Here is a 15383-nt window from a genome sequence, read left to right as displayed (position 1 = left end):
TGACCGTCCCACCGGCCCGGCCCACAATTGGGGGACATGCTGACACTGGGGGATTGCGCGACATGAGCGACACGACGACCCGGCCCGTCGATCACACGGGCGGCGACGGCGCCTACGGCGACACCGTCGTCTTCCAGCCCGAACCCGAGACCTCCGACACCCAGGCCGAGACGTCGGCGAAGCGTGGTTCGTGGAGCCGCGACCTCCGCTTCATGCTCGTGGTACTGGTCGCGATCGCGGCGCTCTTCCTCGCGTTCGCGCTCGTCGTCGCGTTCAGCCCCGATGCCTCGGGCATCGCCGCGCTCGCGATCGTCGCGGCGCCGATCGCGACCATGGTCGCGGCGTACTACGGCATCTCGCTCGCGCTGCGACAGGTGGCCGAGGCCCGGCGGTCGGCGGATGCCGCCGAGGCGCGCGCCCGCGCGGCCGAGACGAGTGCACGCGAGTCCGACGCCTGGGCCGCGCAGATGGAGTCCGGCCTGCGTGTGGCGGTCGCGAAGCTCGAGGCGGCCCGCATCGAGACCCGCGACGTCCAGCGCGCCGCCGGCACTCCCGACGACTTCTTCTAGACCGGCCGGAGCCCGGAAAGAGCGAAGGCGCATCCGCGAGGATGCGCCTTCGCCATGCAGGGGCAGCGGCACCTGCCCCCACCGACTCAGAGGTCGGCGAGGAGCGAGATCGGCCGCTCGATGCACCCGGCGATGAACGTCAGGAACGAGGCGGCCTCGGCGCCGTCGCAGACGCGGTGGTCGAACGAGATCGTGAGCTCGGTCACCGTCCGCACCGCGATGGCGCCGTCGACGACCCACGGCCGCTCGACGAGGCGCCCGATGCCCAGCATCGCGGCCTCCGGGTGGTTGATGATCGCGGCCGAGCCGTCGACGCCGAGGGTGCCGTAGTTGTTCAGCGTGAAGGTGCCGCCCGTGAGTGCGTCGGGTGGGAAGGCCCCGGTCGTCGCCTGCTCCGTGCGCGACTGGATCGCATCGCGCAACTCGCGCAGCGACATCCGCTCGACGCCGTGCACCACTGGGACGAGGAGGCCGCGCGGGGTCTGCGCGGCGAGCCCGAGGTTGATGCCCGAGTGCAGGACGAGCTCGTTCCGCTCTGCGTCGAAGCTCGCGTTCAGCGACGGATGCCGCCGGAGCCCGGCGATCGCGAACCGCGCGACGAGCGCGGTGATCCCGAACTTCTCGCCCGTCGCCGCGTTGAGCTGACGACGTGCGGCGAGCAGCTCGGTGGCGTCGACGTCCACCCAGACCGTCGCCTCGGGGATCTCGCGGCGCGAGCGCGTGAAGTGTGCGGCGGCCGCGCGCTGCATGCGGTCGAGCGGCACGCGCTGCTCGCCGGCGCGCGCGGCGGCCGGTGCGACCGGTGCCGCGGGTATCGACGGCATGGCGGGTGCGGTACCGCGCCCGGCTCGTGCATCGTCGAGTTCGGCGATGAACGCCTCGACGTCCGCCCGGACCACGAGGCCGTCCGGCCCGCTGCCGAGCAGCTCGGTGGCGTCGAAGCCATTCTCGCGGGCGAGCCGACGCACGATCGGCGAGATGACGGGGGAGTGGCGGCCGTGCTCGAGGGTGTGCGCGGCGTGCGCTTCGGCGAGCGCGCGCTCCTCGTCGTCCTGTGGGAGCCCGGGCGCGGCCGGCGCCGCGTCGACGACGTCGGCGGGCTCGGGCGTGTCGTCGGTGACGGCATCGTTCCCGTGCGCGGCCGGCGCTCCCGTCGACTCGGCCGACGGGTCGCCACCGGAACGGCGGCGACCGAAGCGCGAGGGCGCCGATGCCGAACGTGCCGTCGCTGCGCTCGAGCGCGTCCCGTAGCCGATGAGCACGGCGCCGGATTCCTCGGTTGCGGCGTCGGTGGGCACCGCGATTCCGGGTTCGGCTGCGACCGGGGCGCCGGTCTCCGCCGATGCGCCGGCGGGAGCCGCGGCCGGCGCGGACCCCGCGGCATCCGTCGCCGGCGCACCCTCATCGCTCGCCGCACCGACGGGGGTGAGGCGCATGAGCACCTGGCCCGCGTGCAGGACCTGGCCGACCTCGCCGCCGAGCGACTCGACGACGCCCGCGAACGGGGTCGGCAGCTGCACCACCGACTTCGCCGACTCGAGCTCGACGACCGGCTGGTCGACGCTCACCTCGTCGCCGGGCGCGACGAGCCAGGCGACCACCTCGGCCTCGGTGAGGCCCTCGCCGAGGTCGGGCAGGATGAACTCGCGCGCGCTCATGCGAGGTCCCATTCCCACGAGGCGAGTGCTTCGAGGACCCGGTCCGGCGTCGGCAGGTGATGCTCCTCGAGCTTGGGCGAGGGGTACGGGATGTCGTAGCCCGTGATCCGGAGGATCGGCGCGGCGAGGTGGAAGAAATTGCGCTCGGTCAGGCGCGCGGCGACCTCGGCGCCGTAGCCGCCGAACTGCGCGGCCTCGTGGATGACCGCGGCGCGCGAGGTCTTGCGCAGCGATGCACCGACGGTCTCGTCGTCGAACGGCGAGAGGCTCCGAAGGTCGACCACCTCGATCGAGAGCCCCTCCGCCTCAGCCGCGGCCGCGGCATCCAGTGCGGTGCGCACGGTCGGGCCGTAGCCGATGAGCGTGACGTCGGTGCCCTCGCGGACGACCTCGGCCCGATTCATGGGCGCGGTGCGCACCGGCAGGCTCAACTCGGCCTTCGACCAGTAGCGGCTCTTCGGCTCCATGAACACGATCGGGTCGTCGCTGTCGATGGCCTCGCGCAGCATCGAGTACGCGTCGGCCGGGTTCGAGGGCATGACGACGGTGAGGCCCGGCGTGGCGGCCCAGTACGCCTCGGACGAGTCGGAGTGGTGCTCGACACCGCCGATCGCGCCGGCGCACGGGATGCGGATCACCATGGGCAGGCTCACGCGGCCCTTCGTGCGGTTCCGCATCTTCGCGACGTGGGAGACGATCTGCTCGAACGCCGGGTAGCTGAACGCGTCGAACTGCATCTCGACGACGGGGCGCAGCCCGTACATGGCCATGCCGACGGCGGTGCCGACGATGCCGGCCTCGGCGAGCGGCGAATCCCAGACGCGGTCCTCGCCGAACGCCGCCTGGAGGCCGTCGGTGACGCGGAACACGCCTCCGAGCGGTCCGACGTCCTCGCCGTACACGACGACGCGGTCGTCCTCGGCCATCGCGTCGCGGAGGGCGGCGTTCAGCGCGCCCGCCATGGTGAGGGGCTGGGGGGCGGATGCCGCGGCATCCGTCGCGGGCTCGGTGACGGGCGTGCTCATCGGGCGGCCACCTCCTCGCGGGCGCGGTCGGCGTGGGCGGCGAGCTCCGCCTCGAGCGCGGCGCGCTGCTCGGCGAGCGCGGCGCGCGGGGTCGCGTAGACGTGGTCGAAGAGCTCGAGCGGATCGAGTTCGGGCGCCGCGCTCATCGCGTCGCGCGTGCGGGCGGCGAGCTCCTCGCCGGCCTCGGCGATCTCGGCGCGGACGTCGTCGGTGAGGGCGCCCTCGGAGACGAGGTACTTCTCGAGCCGCTCGATCGGGTCGCGGCGCTTCCAGTGCTCCACGTCGCGAGCGGCGCGGTAGCGGGTCGGGTCATCGGAGTTGGTGTGCGATTCGATGCGGTAGGTGAGGCCCTCGATGAGGGTCGGACCGCCGCCCGCGCGGGCGCGGTCGACCGCCGCGGACGCGACGGCGAACATCGCCGCGACATCGTTGCCGTCGACGTGGTAGCCGGGCATGCCGTAGCCGACGGCCTTGTCGGCGAGCGTCGCGGCGTGCGTCTGCCGGGCGATCGGGGTGCTGATCGCGAACTGGTTGTTCTGCACGAGGAACACGGTCGGCGTCTGCCACACCGCGGCGAAGTTGAACGCCTCGTGGGCGTCGCCCTCGCTCGTGGCGCCGTCGCCGAGGTAGGTGAGCGTCACGATCGGATCGTTCCGGAGGCGCGCGGCGTGCGCGAGGCCCACGGCGTGCAGGGCCTGTGTCGCGAGCGGGGTCGCCATGGCGGCAGTGCGGTGCGCGTGCTGGTCCCAGCCGTTGTGCCAGTCGCCGCGGAAGGACTGCAGGATCTCGCCCGGCTCGAGGCCGCGGGTGAGCAGTGCGATGCTGTCGCGGTAGGTCGGGAACAGCCAGTCGTCGGACGTGATCGCCGAGACGACGCCGATCTCGCAGGCCTCCTGCCCGTACGCGGACGGATAGGTCGCGAGCCGACCCTGCTTGGTGAGCGCGGTCACCTGGACGTCGAAGCGGCGGGCGACCACCATCCGCCGGTACAGGTCGAGCAGCCGCTCGACGGGCGGGAGTTCGAAGCCGCCGGTCTCGCGTCCGTGCAGCGCATGTCCCGCATTGTCCAGGAGTCGGATCGGCTTCTCGGAGGGGAGGACACGGGTCTCGTGATGCTCGACGTTGAGGCTCATGTGGCCATGGTGCGACAGTCTGCATCGACCTCGCTCGGGGTGCGGGACAACCGTGAACGATCGGCACGGGAACGGCGAAACCCGGACCGTTCGTCCCGTCGTGGGCGTTTCAGGAGCGCCAGATGTCCAACGACTGCGCGGGGGGCCGGCCGTCGATCTCCTCGAGGATGAGGTGGGACCGCGTCGAGACGACGCCGGGCATGTCGTGGATGTCGCGGAGGATCGCCTGGCTGAGCTGCTCGTGGTCGGGCGCGCTGACGGTGAGGATGATGTCGATGTCGCCGGAGACGGCCTGCACCTTCTCGACGAAGGGGAGCGTGGCGAGCTTCGCGGCGATCGACTCCCAGGAGACGTCGCCGATGCGAACCACGACGAGCGCCGAGATGTTCAGGCCGATCGACCTGCGGTCGATCTGCGCGCCGAACCCGGTGATCACGCCGCGCTGCTGCAGCGCGAGCACGCGATTGTGGGCGGCGGTGCGTGAGATGTGCACGCGTTCGGCGAGGGTGCGAACCGAGAGCCGGCCGTCGCGGCTGAGCTCCGCGACGATCCGCCGGTCGATCGCGTCGAGCGGCTCGTCGTGGTGGGGTGCGTGCTGGGTCATCCTCGTCCTCAGGTCAGTGCCCAGCGTAGCGGCTGCGACGTCGGAGGCGTCGGAGCGATGCCCGCGTCGGGATGGCTCGGACCCCGGCCGGCACGATGCGCCGGAGGATCGCGATGGTGGTGAGCCAGCCGCCGGCGGCGCGCTCGATGCGCGGCGTCCAGTTCATGCCGTACGCGGCGCGAAGCGACGGTGGGAGCAGGCCCGCGGTGATCAATCGGACGGGAACCATCAGTGGGAGCAGCGCCCGCGGAAGGCCGACCCCGGCGAGCAGGTCGCGGGCGACCGTGCGCGCGTCGTCTCCGACGTCGAGCGCGTCCAGCCGGGCGTTCCACCACGCGTCGAACTCGGCCCTCGTCTCGGGCCACCCGGCCGGTCCGCCCTGCAGGCGTGCGGCGATCGGCGCATAGCCGCGCACGAGCGCGTCGGCGGTCGGCGCGTCGAGCCGTGAGCCGCTCAGGCGCTCCTCGAGGTCGAGCGCGACGGCCAGCAGCGTCGCGGCGACCCACCGCTGCGCATCGGCGTCGCGTGCATCATAGGCGGGGCGATGCGGGTGCTCGCCCTCGCCGCGGACGCCCGCGTGCCGGGCGTCCACGATCCGCGAGACGTGACGGATGTCGCGCTCGTCGCCGAATACCAGCGCCGTGAGGTACGCGTGCGTGCCGACGAGCCGGTCGAGGGGGCGCTCGCGGAACCGGCTGTGGCCGGCCACGCCGGCCGCGACGCGCGGGTCGGCGAGCTGCAGCAGGATCGCCGTGGCGCCGCCCGCCATGAGCGTGGCATCCGCCGCATGCCGACGGAGCACCGCCAGTTCCGGGCCGCGATCGTGGTCGTCGCTCACCCGTCCAGTCTCCACCTGGCGCGCGCGGGCGTCGATCCAGCCGTGCCGCGTAGACTCCCGTCCGTGCGTCTGAGAGCGGGTTGGTCGTCGGTCGCCGCAGTACTCCTCGGTGCCGCGGTGCTCGCCGGCTGCGCGAGCCCGGGTGCGTCGACACCGCCCGCCGCCAGCGAAGCCGCAGTGACGCCATCGCCGACGCCGACGCCGACCCCGCCGACGCCGGCCGAGTGGGCCGCCGACCGGGTGGCGGCCATGACCGACCGGGAGCGCGCCGCATCCCTGCTCATGCTGCACGCGCCGGGTACCGACCCGGCCGCCATGCGCGAGCTCATCGACCAGGGCATCGCCGGGGTCATCCTCATGGGCGACAACATCCCGAGGTCCGAGGCCGAACTCGTCGGGCTGACGAGCGCCCTGCAGTCCGACCCCGAGGCGGCGACCCTCATCGGCATCGACCAGGAGGGCGGCATCGTCAGCCGCATCGACTGGGATCCGGCGCCGGCGCCGTACGAACTCCGCGACCAGCCGGCCACGGCGACGCGCGACGCGTTCGCCGCGCGCGCGGCGGCGCTCGAGGCATCGGGCGTGAACGTCAACTTCGGCATCGTGGCGGATGTCACGGACGATCCGGGTTCGTTCATCTACGACCGCGTCCTCGGCACGTCGCCGGAAGCCGCCGCCGCGCACGTCTCCGCAGCCGTCGAGGGTGAGCGCGGAGCCGTCGCGAGCACGGTGAAGCACTTCCCGGGCCACGGCGCCGCCCCCGGCGACTCGCACGTCTCGGTGCCGTCGGCGCCCCTGACCCTCGACGAATGGCGTGCGGGGCCGGCCGTTCCCTTCGAGGCGGCCGTCGACGCCGACGTGGAACTCGTGATGACGGGTCACCTCAGCTATCCGTCGGTGGACGCCGCGCCCGCGTCCCTGTCGCCGGCATGGCACGAGATCCTCCGCGACGAGCTCGGCTTCGACGGCGTGCTGGTGACCGACGACATGCTGATGCTGCAGCACAACGGCCTGCCCGAGTACGCGGACCCGGGGGAGAACGCGATCCGGGCGGTGGCCGCGGGCGGCGACCTGCTCCTCTACGTGCTGCCGGCCGATCCGTCGGAGTTCGGCATCAGCGTCGACGGGCTCGCCGCCTCCATCGCTGGCGCGGTCGCCGATGGCCGGATCCCCTCGAAGCGGCTCGAGGAGGCGGCGACTCGCGTGTTCGAGCTCCGCCGGGAACTCGCTTCGGAGAACGGGGAATAGTTCCGACCAGTCCATGCGTTTGCATTCACCGTGGCCATCCGGCCCGTCAACGCAACGACTGGGAGAGAGACCCGAATGACGACGACCGCGACGAACCTCGAGATCCCCGGCTACCGCGCCGGCACCTGGAAGGTCGACCCCACCCACAGCGAGGTGGCCTTCAGCGTTCGCCACCTGATGATCAGCAAGGTCAAGGGCAAGTTCGAGCGCTTCGACGCCACCTTCGTGACCGGCGAGGACCCGCTGGACTCGCGCGTGACCGCCACCGCCGAGGTCGTGTCGATCAACACCAACGAGGCCAACCGCGACGCGCACCTGCGCACCAACGACTTCTTCCAGGCCGACGAGTACCCGACGATCGAGTTCGTCTCGACGGGCGTGCGGGTCGAGGACGGCGACTTCAAGGTGGACGGCGACCTGACCATCAAGGGCGTCACCAAGCCCGTCACCTTCGACTTCGACTTCGGCGGCTTCGGCACCGACCCGTACGGCAACTACAAGGGTGGCGCGACGGCGATGACCGTGATCAACCGCGAGGACTTCGGACTGACCTGGAACGCGACCCTCGAGACCGGCGGCGTGCTGGTCGGCGAGCAGGTCACGATCACCATCGACCTGCAGGCGGCGCTCGTCCAGGAGTGATCGCACGCCGCTCGGTTCGGCCGGGCGGATGACACGACGAGGGGTCGTCTCGGCGGAGGCCGGTACGGCCCCTCGGCCGCATCTGCGGCCCGATGCGCGGGCCGCGCGTTCACACGACGGTCGAATCGATGCCGTGCAGGTCGACGCCCTGGAACCTCGCCCACGCCCGGACCGGCCGCTCGAATCGAGCGGCCGCCGCCTCGGTCGGCGGCTCGAACCACCGCAGTACGACACGCGGCTTCGCCGCAGTGCCCGTGCGCTTCCACGTGCCGACCACGCGCCCGTCGAGGACCAGCACCGGCTGGAACACGCCGTTGCCGCCCGGAATCACGAGATCGCCGAACTTCGGGTCGCACACGGGGGAGCGGTCGGCGTAGCCGAGGTAGTACTCATCGAACCCGGCGAGCGCGAGCGCGCCGCTCGGGCGGGACGCCGCGGCATCCGTCGCACCGGCCTCGACATACCGGTCGGGCCCGTCGTCGGCCGGGCGGTCGACGAAGCGCTCGACCTGCTCGCCCGCGCCGTCGAGCGCCGCGCGCGTGTCGCGAAGCGTCAGCCCGCTCCACCACGCGAAGTCGGCGAGCGTCGCCGGGCCGTGCCCGCGGACGTAGGCCGTGAACAGTTCGGCGAGTGTCTGCTCGGCGGAGTCGGGCTCATCGGGCCCGGGCGGCGCCCACTCGTCGAGCAGCGCGAAGTGCTGGAGTCGTCCGTCGACCGGTCCGCCGCAGAGCACGCCGTCGAGCGCGAGCCACCAGATGAGGTGGTACGTGCGGGGGCCGTTCGCCTCGATGCCCGCCGCGCGCCACAGGTCGGAGAGCTCGTCGCGCGTCGCCGTGCCGCCGCCCGCGAGCCCGCGCTCGACGGCGTCGCGCGCGAGGCGGTACTCGGTCTCGCCGAGCTTAAGCCGCTCGTGTCGGAGGCGTGCGTTCGCGAGCACGCGCGGCGCGGTCAGACGCAGGGTCGGACGCAACAGCCGCGTGGGCAGGATGTGCAGCGTGCCGCGCATCGGCCACGATCGCACGACGCGCCGCCCGGCGAGCGCCGCGTCGACCGCGTCGGCGGTGGGCCGCGTCATCCGCGCCCCGATCACCCACTTCGCCGCACCGAGGTCTTGCGCCTGGACGGCGCCGAGCCGCTCGACGACGCTCACGGCGTCGTCGGCGAGCGTGCGGAACCCGTGCGAGTGCAGGCGCACCGCGCGCGCGAACTGGGACGAACCGGTCGGCATACGGCCAGTCTGCCGCGCACCGCCGACACGAGGCATCCGTCGCCCCGGCTAGACTGGAGGGCTGTGCCGCTCGGCACGCCACCCATCCCGTTCCCGGCCCCGGAGGTCACCGTGCTCGCCGTCCACGATCTCGAGATCCGCGTCGGCGCGCGCGTCCTCATGGAGGATGTGAGCTTCCGCGTCACAGCGGGCGACAAGATCGGACTCGTCGGGCGCAACGGCGCCGGCAAGACGACGCTCACGAAGACGCTCGCGGGGGAGACCCTGCCGACCGGCGGCCGCATCGACCGCTCCGGCGAGATCGGCTACCTGCCGCAGGACCCCCGCTCGGGTGATCCGGAGATGCTGGCGCGCACCCGCATCCTCGACGCGCGTGGGCTCGGCTCCATCGTCGTCGGCATGCGCGAGGCGTCCGAGAGGATGGGCTCGACCGATCCGGTCGTCGCCGAGAAGGCGATGAAGCGCTTCGGCACGCTCACCGACCGCTTCACGGCGCTCGGCGGGTACGCCGCCGAGGCCGAGGCCGCGTCGATCGCGTCCAACCTGAACCTGCCCGACCGGATCCTCGACCAACCCCTGAAGACCCTCTCGGGCGGCCAGCGCCGCCGCATCGAGCTCGCGCGCATCCTGTTCTCGGATGCCGACACCATGATCCTCGACGAGCCCACCAACCACCTCGACGCCGATTCCGTCGTGTGGCTCCGCGAGTTCCTGAAGAACTACAGGGGCGGGGTCATCGTCATCAGCCACGACGTCGAACTCGTCGGCGAGGTCGTGAACCGCGTGTTCTACCTCGACGCGAACCGGTCGATCATCGACGTGTACAACATGGGCTGGAAGCACTACCTGCGCCAGCGCGCCGCCGACGAGGAGCGGCGCAAGAAGGAGCGCGCGAACGCGGAGAAGAAGGCCGACGCACTGCGGCAGCAGGCCGCGAAGTTCGGCGCGAAGGCCTCGAAGGCCGCGGCCGCGCACCAGATGGTCGCACGCGCCGAGAAGCTCCTGTCGGGGCTCGAGGAGGTCCGCGCGGTCGATCGCGTCGCCAAGCTCCGCTTCCCGACGCCCGCGCCCTGCGGCCGGACGCCGCTCACCGCCGCCGACCTGTCGAAGAGCTACGGCTCGCTCGAGATCTTCACCGCCGTCGACCTCGCGATCGACCGCGGCTCGAAGGTCGTCATCATCGGGCTGAACGGTGCGGGCAAGACGACCCTGCTCCGCATCCTCGCGGGCGTCGACCGGCCCGACACCGGTGTCGTCGACGCCGGCCACGGACTCCGGATCGGCTACTACGCCCAGGAGCACGAGACGCTCGACGTCTCGCGGACCGTGCTGCAGAACATGGTCAGCGCCTCGCCGAACCTCACCGAGACCGAGGCGCGAAAGGTGCTCGGCTCGTTCCTCTTCACGGGCGACGACGTGCACAAGCCCGCGGGCGTGCTCTCCGGCGGCGAGAAGACCCGCCTCGCGCTCGCGACCATCGTCGTCTCGGGGGCGAACGTGCTGCTCCTCGACGAACCCACCAACAACCTCGACCCGGCGAGCCGCGAGGAGATCCTCGATGCGCTCGCCCACTACGAGGGCGCCGTCGTGCTCGTCTCGCACGACCCCGGCGCGGTCGAGTCGCTGAACCCCGAGCGCGTGCTCATCATGCCCGACGGCGTCGAAGACCACTGGAGCCGCGAGTACCAGGAGCTCATCGAGCTCGCATAGCGTGGCCCGACGCGGGCTCTCGCCGCGATACGGACCGTTCGACGGGACGTCAGCCCAGGGATGCGGCCGCGGCGTCGATGCAGACGACTCCCGTGTTGCCGTCCTGGTCGGCGATCACGGTGAGGGATGGCGCCTCGCGGTCGTCGACGACGGTCCCACCGGCCGCGACGGCAGCGGCGATGCGCTGCTCGGCGACCTCGGGTGCCACGTAGACCTCCACGTGGAACCGCTGACGCGTGGTCGCGGGCTCGTCGGCATCCCCGAACCACAGGTTCGGAACCCGCCCGGTGGCATCCCGGATCTCGTCGCTCGGGGAGCCGAGCCCCTGCGATTCGGCGTCGCCGGTCAGCAGGGCGGCCCACACCGGCGCGATGGTCGCCGACCGGGTCGTGTCGAGGCCCAGCTCGATGACGCTGACCGCGCTCGGGTCGGCGACGAGCCCGTGATCGGCGGCGATCTCGGTGATGCGTCGTGCGAGGTCGACGTCCTTCCGGGTCACCCATTCGACGACGTGTTCGGTGCCGTCCTCCTCGCGATAGACGGCGTCGTCGCTGACCAGTTCGAGATCGACGTGGCCGTTGCCGATCGTCACGGTCGGGTGGTGTCCGAGCGAATCGCCCGCCTGGCCGATCGCGGCGACGAACCGGGCACCGGTGCCGAAGTCGGCGATCAGGTATCGCGCGTGGAGTCCCTGGGCGAGCTTCCGCCAGTCGGTCAGGTCGGCTCGGGCGATCTCGTGGCCCCTCAGCATGTCCATGCTCGCCGACCATACTCCCACCAGGCCCGGCCGAGCGAGGCCCTCGCCCACCGAACGGGTCGGAGACGGGCCGCGTAGGCTGGAGGGACGGGATCGACCCGACGACGGAGGAGACACGCGTGGCCGGACACCGCATCTACGGAATGAGCTTCGGCAGCATCTACCCGCTGTACGTGCAGAAGGTCGAGCGCAAGCACCACACACGAGGCGAGCTCGACCAGGTCATCACGTGGCTCACCGGCTACGACGAGGCCGGACTCGCCGAGGCGATCTCCGACGGGCGCACGCTCGAGGCGTTCTTCGCGGAGGCCCCGGCGATGAACCCGAACGCCTCGCTCATCACGGGCGTCATCTGCGGCATGCGGGTCGAGGAGATCGAGGATCCGCTCATGCAGAAGATCCGTTACATGGACAAGCTCGTCGACGAGGTCGCGCGCGGCAAGAAGATGTCGTCGATCCTCCGCGGCACGGTGGTCGCGAAGGCCTAGCGGCGGTCGAGGATCTCGTCCTCGACGTCCGCATCCGATCGGCGTCGATCCGCCGTCGCGGGCCGTCGTCCCGGCGCCGGCCGACGCGGCCGGCCGGCCGGGTCCGTCGGGCGAGCGGATGGCGCGGCCGCGCCCCCGGCGCGGGCCTCCGCTGCGGCGCCGCCCGCGGCATCCGCTTCGAGGACCTTGCGCTCCTGGTTCGCGAACCAGGCCAGCGCGATGAACGCGAGCAGCGCGAACACGAACCACTGCAGCGCGTACGAGAGGTGCGGACCCTCGTCGCGCACCGGCCGGGGCAGCGCGACGGGCGGCTCGCTCGCGGCGGCGCCCGACTGGATCAGGATGCCGTAGGCGCCCGTGTAGGCGGGCGCGCCGACGCGGTCGGAGAGCTCGTCGAGATCGATCGTCGCGAGCTCCGCGCCCGAGGACGTGCGGCCGGCGATCCGGCCCTCGCCCGCCTTCAGGCGCGCCGTGATCTCGACCTCGCCCGCGGGCGGCGCCGCGACCTCCGACGGACGGCCGTCGGAGTCCTGCGGAATCCAGCCGCGGTCGACCATGAACACCGTGCCGTCGGCGAGGAGGAACGGGGTGATCACCTCGAATCCCGTGCTCCCGCCGTACGGGCGGTTGCGCACGACGACCTCCTCCGACGGAAGGTACTCACCCGTCGCGGAGACGACCTGCCACCGCTGGTCGATGTCGAACCCGTCGAGGTCGGGAAGCGCCTCCGCGAGCGGAACGGGGTCGGCGTCGTAGTTCGCGTCGATGCGCGCGACCTCGGCGAGCGCCTCCGCACGCCGGTTGAGCTGCCACGTGCCGAGCGCCGAGCACGCGATCGCGAACACGACGACGAGCGCGAGGTAGCCCGCCCAGCGTGGCGAGGCGAGGAAGCGCCAGCGGCTCATGCGCCGTCACCATCCGATCGGGCGCTGCCGCCGAGCGGCGTCGCGGGGGCGGCATCCGTCGACTCGAACGTCGCCACCCGGACCGGGAACGAGCGCGAGGCGAGGAAGTCGCGGAGGTACTCGACATGCTCGTCGCAGGCGAGCCAGGTCTTCACGCGGTCCTCCGTGTGGATCTTCGGGTTCCGCCAGTCGATGCGCCAGGTCGCGCCCTCGCGGCATCCCGCGCGGGAGCAGCCGCCCTGCTGGGCGGCGGAGGAGAGGCCGATCACCGGTCGTCCTCCCGGTCGTCCGTCGGGCGCTCCGCCGACGGTGCGTCGGTCTCGCGTTCGGCGTCGGGGCCGCCGGTCGAGGCGTCGCCGGCAGACTCCGTGGACGGCGAGGCCGCCGCGGCATCCGCCGTGGTCCAGTCCGTGCCGCCGTCCGCGCGACGCAGCGGCACGAGCCCACCGGGGCTCTCGACGTCCGACCGCCGAGTCGTCGCCACGTTCGCCACGACGACCGCGAAGTACGGGAGGAACACGGCGCCGAGCGCGAACACCAGCAGCCACCAGCCCTGCACGAACAGCAGCGCGACGATGCAGGCGACACGGATCGACATCATGACCGTGTACTTGATCATGCGCGAGCGGCGCTCGTCGTCGGGGGACGGCGGCAGCGACGTGATCGACTGCAGGGGTGGGTGCTTCATGGTGGTCGCCGTGGACTGCGGCGCTCCTCGACTCAAGCCTACGTCCGGTCGGGGCGACGGATGCCGCGCACTCGGCAACCTCTATGCTGGGACGGTTCGCGCGCGCCCCTGCGGCCCACCCGCCGAGCCGGGCACGCCGGAATCCCGCGTCGACCGACACAGCCCCCGAGAGAGACGGAGTCCCGCCATGACCACGAGCCGCACGGTGCTGGTGACCGGAGGCAACCGGGGGATCGGGTACGCGATCGCCGAGGAGTTCGTCGCGCAGGGCCACCGCGTGGCCGTGACCGCACGTTCAGGCGAGGGCCCCGCGGGCACGCTCACCGTTCGCGCCGACGTGACCGACGCGGAGTCCATCGACCGGGCGTTCACCGAGATCGAGAACGAACTCGGCCCCGTCGAGGTCGTGGTGGCGAACGCGGGCATCACGCGCGACACGCTCCTCATGCGCATGAGCGAGGAAGAGTTCACGAGCGTCGTCGACACCAACCTCACGGGTGCATTCCGCGTCGTGAAGCGCGCCTCGAAGGGCATGCTGAAGGCCCGCTTCGGCCGCATCGTGCTCATCTCGAGCGTCGTCGGGCTCTACGGCGGCGCGGGCCAGGTGAACTACTCGTCGTCCAAGGCCGCGCTCGTCGGCATGGCGCGTTCGATCACGCGCGAACTCGGCGCCCGGAACATCACCGCCAACGTCATCGCACCGGGCTTCATCGAGACCGACATGACCGACGCGCTTCCCGAGGCGCAGCAGGCCGAGTACAGGAAGAGCATCCCGGCGGGCCGCTTCGCGACGCCGTCCGAGGTCGCCAAGGTCGTCGCGTGGGTCGCGAGCGACGACGCAGCCTACATCTCCGGCGCCGTCATCCCGGTCGACGGCGGCCTCGGCATGGGGCACTGACCGGCTGCGTCAGCGGTCGATCCGGACCGCCGAATACCCGGTGTCGGGCGTCGGCGGCGTGCCGAACCTCGCATTGGGCAGGTAGAGGCCGTTCCCGAACCGGTCGACGGTCGTCGGCACGTCGAACTCGGGGCTCGTGTGCGTGTCGACGAGTTCGCCGGTGGTGCCCGACGGGTCGAGTCGGATCTCCGCCACCTGGTTGAGCTGATTCTGCACCACGTAGAGCGTCCGGCCGATCACGAGCATCCCGTCGCCGTTCGGCAGCGTCGTCCCGCCGAGGTCCACCGCCGTCGCCTCGCCGGTCGCCGGATCGACGTGGTAGAGCGTCGCGGTCGAGCTCTGGATGACGAGCAGCGCCGCCCCATCGGGCGTGGCCACGATGCCGTTGGCGTTGAAGAAGCCCTGCTGCACCCAGTCGCCGGTCAGCGGCACCGTCTCGACCACGGAGGGATCGGGAAGGGCGCCCCCCGGATCGAGCGGGAGCCGGTAGAGCTCCGCGGCGAAGCTGTTCGTGAACCACGCGGCATCCCGCGTCACCACGACGTCGTTGATGAACCCCGATCCGCCGGCGAGCAGGTAGGACGCCAGCACCTCGCCCGTCGCCGGGTCGATCACCCGGGCATCGCCGGCGTCACCGCCCGCGACGAACAGGCGTCCCATCGCATCGAGGTCGAGGCCGACGGATGGCGTGCCCGGCCCCTCGCTGATGATCTCGCCGACGCCGGTGCGCAGGTCGGCGGCGTAGATGTCGCCGTCGGCGAGCGATCCGAAGTACGCGGTGCCGCCCGGTTCGATCGCGATGCCCTCCGGCTGGAACCCGTCGGGGAGCTCGATGACCGATTCGGCCGCACCACCGCCCGGTGCCCCTGCGGGCGGAAGGGCCGTCGCCGGTGCGGCGACGGCGGTGACGAGGAGGGCGGCGAATGCGCCGACGGCGGACGAGCGTGCGACGTTGCGGCTGGTCATGCGGTCAGGCTAGGCACATCGCGGGC

17 protein-coding genes are annotated in these 15383 nt (G+C 72.1%); 6 read left to right on the top strand and 11 right to left on the bottom strand.

What is annotated here, in order from left to right:
- The first annotated feature begins 62 nt into the window (after window positions 1–62).
- The gene (locus tag ACIQH8_RS11405) at window positions 63–569 is read left to right on the top strand and encodes a hypothetical protein (protein WP_400998591.1); all 507 of its coding nucleotides are present in this window, start codon (window positions 63–65) and stop codon (window positions 567–569) included.
- 86 nt (window positions 570–655) lie between these two features.
- On the opposite strand, the gene ACIQH8_RS11400 is transcribed toward ACIQH8_RS11405, so the two are convergent.
- From ACIQH8_RS11400 to ACIQH8_RS11380, 5 genes are all read right to left on the bottom strand, one after another.
- A complete protein-coding gene (locus tag ACIQH8_RS11400; protein WP_400998588.1) occupies window positions 656–2227 on the bottom strand; it encodes a dihydrolipoamide acetyltransferase family protein in 1572 nt (523 codons plus the stop codon).
- A complete protein-coding gene (locus ACIQH8_RS11395) occupies window positions 2224–3252 on the bottom strand; it encodes an alpha-ketoacid dehydrogenase subunit beta (RefSeq protein WP_400998583.1) in 1029 nt (342 codons plus the stop codon). Before ACIQH8_RS11395 ends, ACIQH8_RS11400 begins: the two co-directional genes overlap by 4 nt.
- Window positions 3249–4385 (bottom strand): pyruvate dehydrogenase (acetyl-transferring) E1 component subunit alpha, encoded by a 1137-nt coding sequence (gene pdhA / locus ACIQH8_RS11390; RefSeq protein WP_400998581.1) that lies wholly within the window; start codon window positions 4383–4385, stop codon window positions 3249–3251. The genes ACIQH8_RS11395 and pdhA overlap by 4 nt, the downstream gene beginning before the upstream one ends.
- Before the next feature lie 109 nt (window positions 4386–4494).
- A complete protein-coding gene (locus tag ACIQH8_RS11385; RefSeq protein ID WP_400998579.1) occupies window positions 4495–4989 on the bottom strand; it encodes an Lrp/AsnC family transcriptional regulator in 495 nt (164 codons plus the stop codon).
- A gap of 13 nt (window positions 4990–5002) precedes the next feature.
- Window positions 5003–5827 (bottom strand): oxygenase MpaB family protein, encoded by an 825-nt coding sequence (locus ACIQH8_RS11380; protein WP_400998577.1) that lies wholly within the window; start codon window positions 5825–5827, stop codon window positions 5003–5005.
- A 63-nt stretch (window positions 5828–5890) separates the two neighbouring features.
- Here ACIQH8_RS11380 and ACIQH8_RS11375 point away from each other — a divergent pair, with 63 nt between their 5' ends.
- Entirely contained in the window at window positions 5891–7075 is a 1185-nt protein-coding gene (locus tag ACIQH8_RS11375) for a glycoside hydrolase family 3 N-terminal domain-containing protein (RefSeq protein ID WP_400998575.1), read from the top strand.
- Window positions 7076–7150: 75 nt separating this feature from the next.
- Window positions 7151–7717 carry a YceI family protein gene (locus tag ACIQH8_RS11370; RefSeq protein WP_400998573.1) on the top strand — a complete coding sequence of 189 codons (567 nt, stop codon included), beginning with the start codon at window positions 7151–7153 and terminating at the stop codon, window positions 7715–7717.
- A gap of 109 nt (window positions 7718–7826) precedes the next feature.
- On the opposite strand, the gene ACIQH8_RS11365 is transcribed toward ACIQH8_RS11370, so the two are convergent.
- Window positions 7827–8945 (bottom strand): winged helix DNA-binding domain-containing protein, encoded by a 1119-nt coding sequence (locus ACIQH8_RS11365; RefSeq protein ID WP_400998570.1) that lies wholly within the window; start codon window positions 8943–8945, stop codon window positions 7827–7829.
- Between the two features lie 111 nt (window positions 8946–9056).
- Here ACIQH8_RS11365 and ACIQH8_RS11360 point away from each other — a divergent pair, with 111 nt between their 5' ends.
- Window positions 9057–10655, top strand: coding sequence for an ABC-F family ATP-binding cassette domain-containing protein (locus ACIQH8_RS11360; RefSeq protein ID WP_400999806.1), 1599 nt, complete (start codon window positions 9057–9059; stop codon window positions 10653–10655).
- 49 nt (window positions 10656–10704) lie between these two features.
- On the opposite strand, the gene ACIQH8_RS11355 is transcribed toward ACIQH8_RS11360, so the two are convergent.
- On the bottom strand, window positions 10705–11412 hold the full coding sequence (locus tag ACIQH8_RS11355) for a 4a-hydroxytetrahydrobiopterin dehydratase (RefSeq protein ID WP_400998567.1): 708 nt from the start codon (window positions 11410–11412) through the stop codon (window positions 10705–10707).
- 119 nt (window positions 11413–11531) lie between these two features.
- Between ACIQH8_RS11355 and ACIQH8_RS11350 the strand changes: the two genes are divergently transcribed.
- Window positions 11532–11900, top strand: coding sequence for a DUF2200 domain-containing protein (locus tag ACIQH8_RS11350; RefSeq protein ID WP_400998564.1), 369 nt, complete (start codon window positions 11532–11534; stop codon window positions 11898–11900).
- Here the strand turns inward: ACIQH8_RS11350 and ACIQH8_RS11345 are convergent.
- From ACIQH8_RS11345 to ACIQH8_RS11335, 3 genes are read right to left on the bottom strand one after another with little or no spacing between them, the layout of a single operon-like run.
- Window positions 11897–12805: an SURF1 family protein gene (locus tag ACIQH8_RS11345; RefSeq protein ID WP_400998561.1), complete on the bottom strand. Its 909-nt coding sequence runs from the start codon at window positions 12803–12805 to the stop codon at window positions 11897–11899. The genes ACIQH8_RS11350 and ACIQH8_RS11345 overlap by 4 nt on opposite strands.
- Window positions 12802–13071 carry a hypothetical protein gene (locus ACIQH8_RS11340; RefSeq protein ID WP_400999804.1) on the bottom strand — a complete coding sequence of 90 codons (270 nt, stop codon included), beginning with the start codon at window positions 13069–13071 and terminating at the stop codon, window positions 12802–12804. The genes ACIQH8_RS11345 and ACIQH8_RS11340 overlap by 4 nt, the downstream gene beginning before the upstream one ends.
- Window positions 13071–13493, bottom strand: a complete 423-nt coding sequence (locus tag ACIQH8_RS11335) for a DUF3099 domain-containing protein (protein WP_400998558.1) — start codon at window positions 13491–13493, stop codon at window positions 13071–13073. Before ACIQH8_RS11335 ends, ACIQH8_RS11340 begins: the two co-directional genes overlap by 1 nt.
- A 187-nt stretch (window positions 13494–13680) precedes the next feature.
- On the opposite strand from ACIQH8_RS11335, the gene ACIQH8_RS11330 reads away from it, so the two are divergent.
- On the top strand, window positions 13681–14391 hold the full coding sequence (locus ACIQH8_RS11330; protein WP_400998555.1) for a beta-ketoacyl-ACP reductase: 711 nt from the start codon (window positions 13681–13683) through the stop codon (window positions 14389–14391).
- A 9-nt stretch (window positions 14392–14400) separates the two neighbouring features.
- Here the strand turns inward: ACIQH8_RS11330 and ACIQH8_RS11325 are convergent, their stop codons facing one another.
- Entirely contained in the window at window positions 14401–15357 is a 957-nt protein-coding gene (locus ACIQH8_RS11325) for an SMP-30/gluconolactonase/LRE family protein (RefSeq protein WP_400998551.1), read from the bottom strand.
- Window positions 15358–15383 lie beyond the last annotated feature (26 nt).

Origin of the sequence: Agromyces sp. GXQ0307 (assembly GCF_044769845.1) — a bacterium.
Taxonomy (GTDB): domain Bacteria; phylum Actinomycetota; class Actinomycetes; order Actinomycetales; family Microbacteriaceae; genus Agromyces.
Note: the sequence above shows the minus strand (reverse complement) of the source record. Positions and strands in the feature narration are given on the sequence as shown.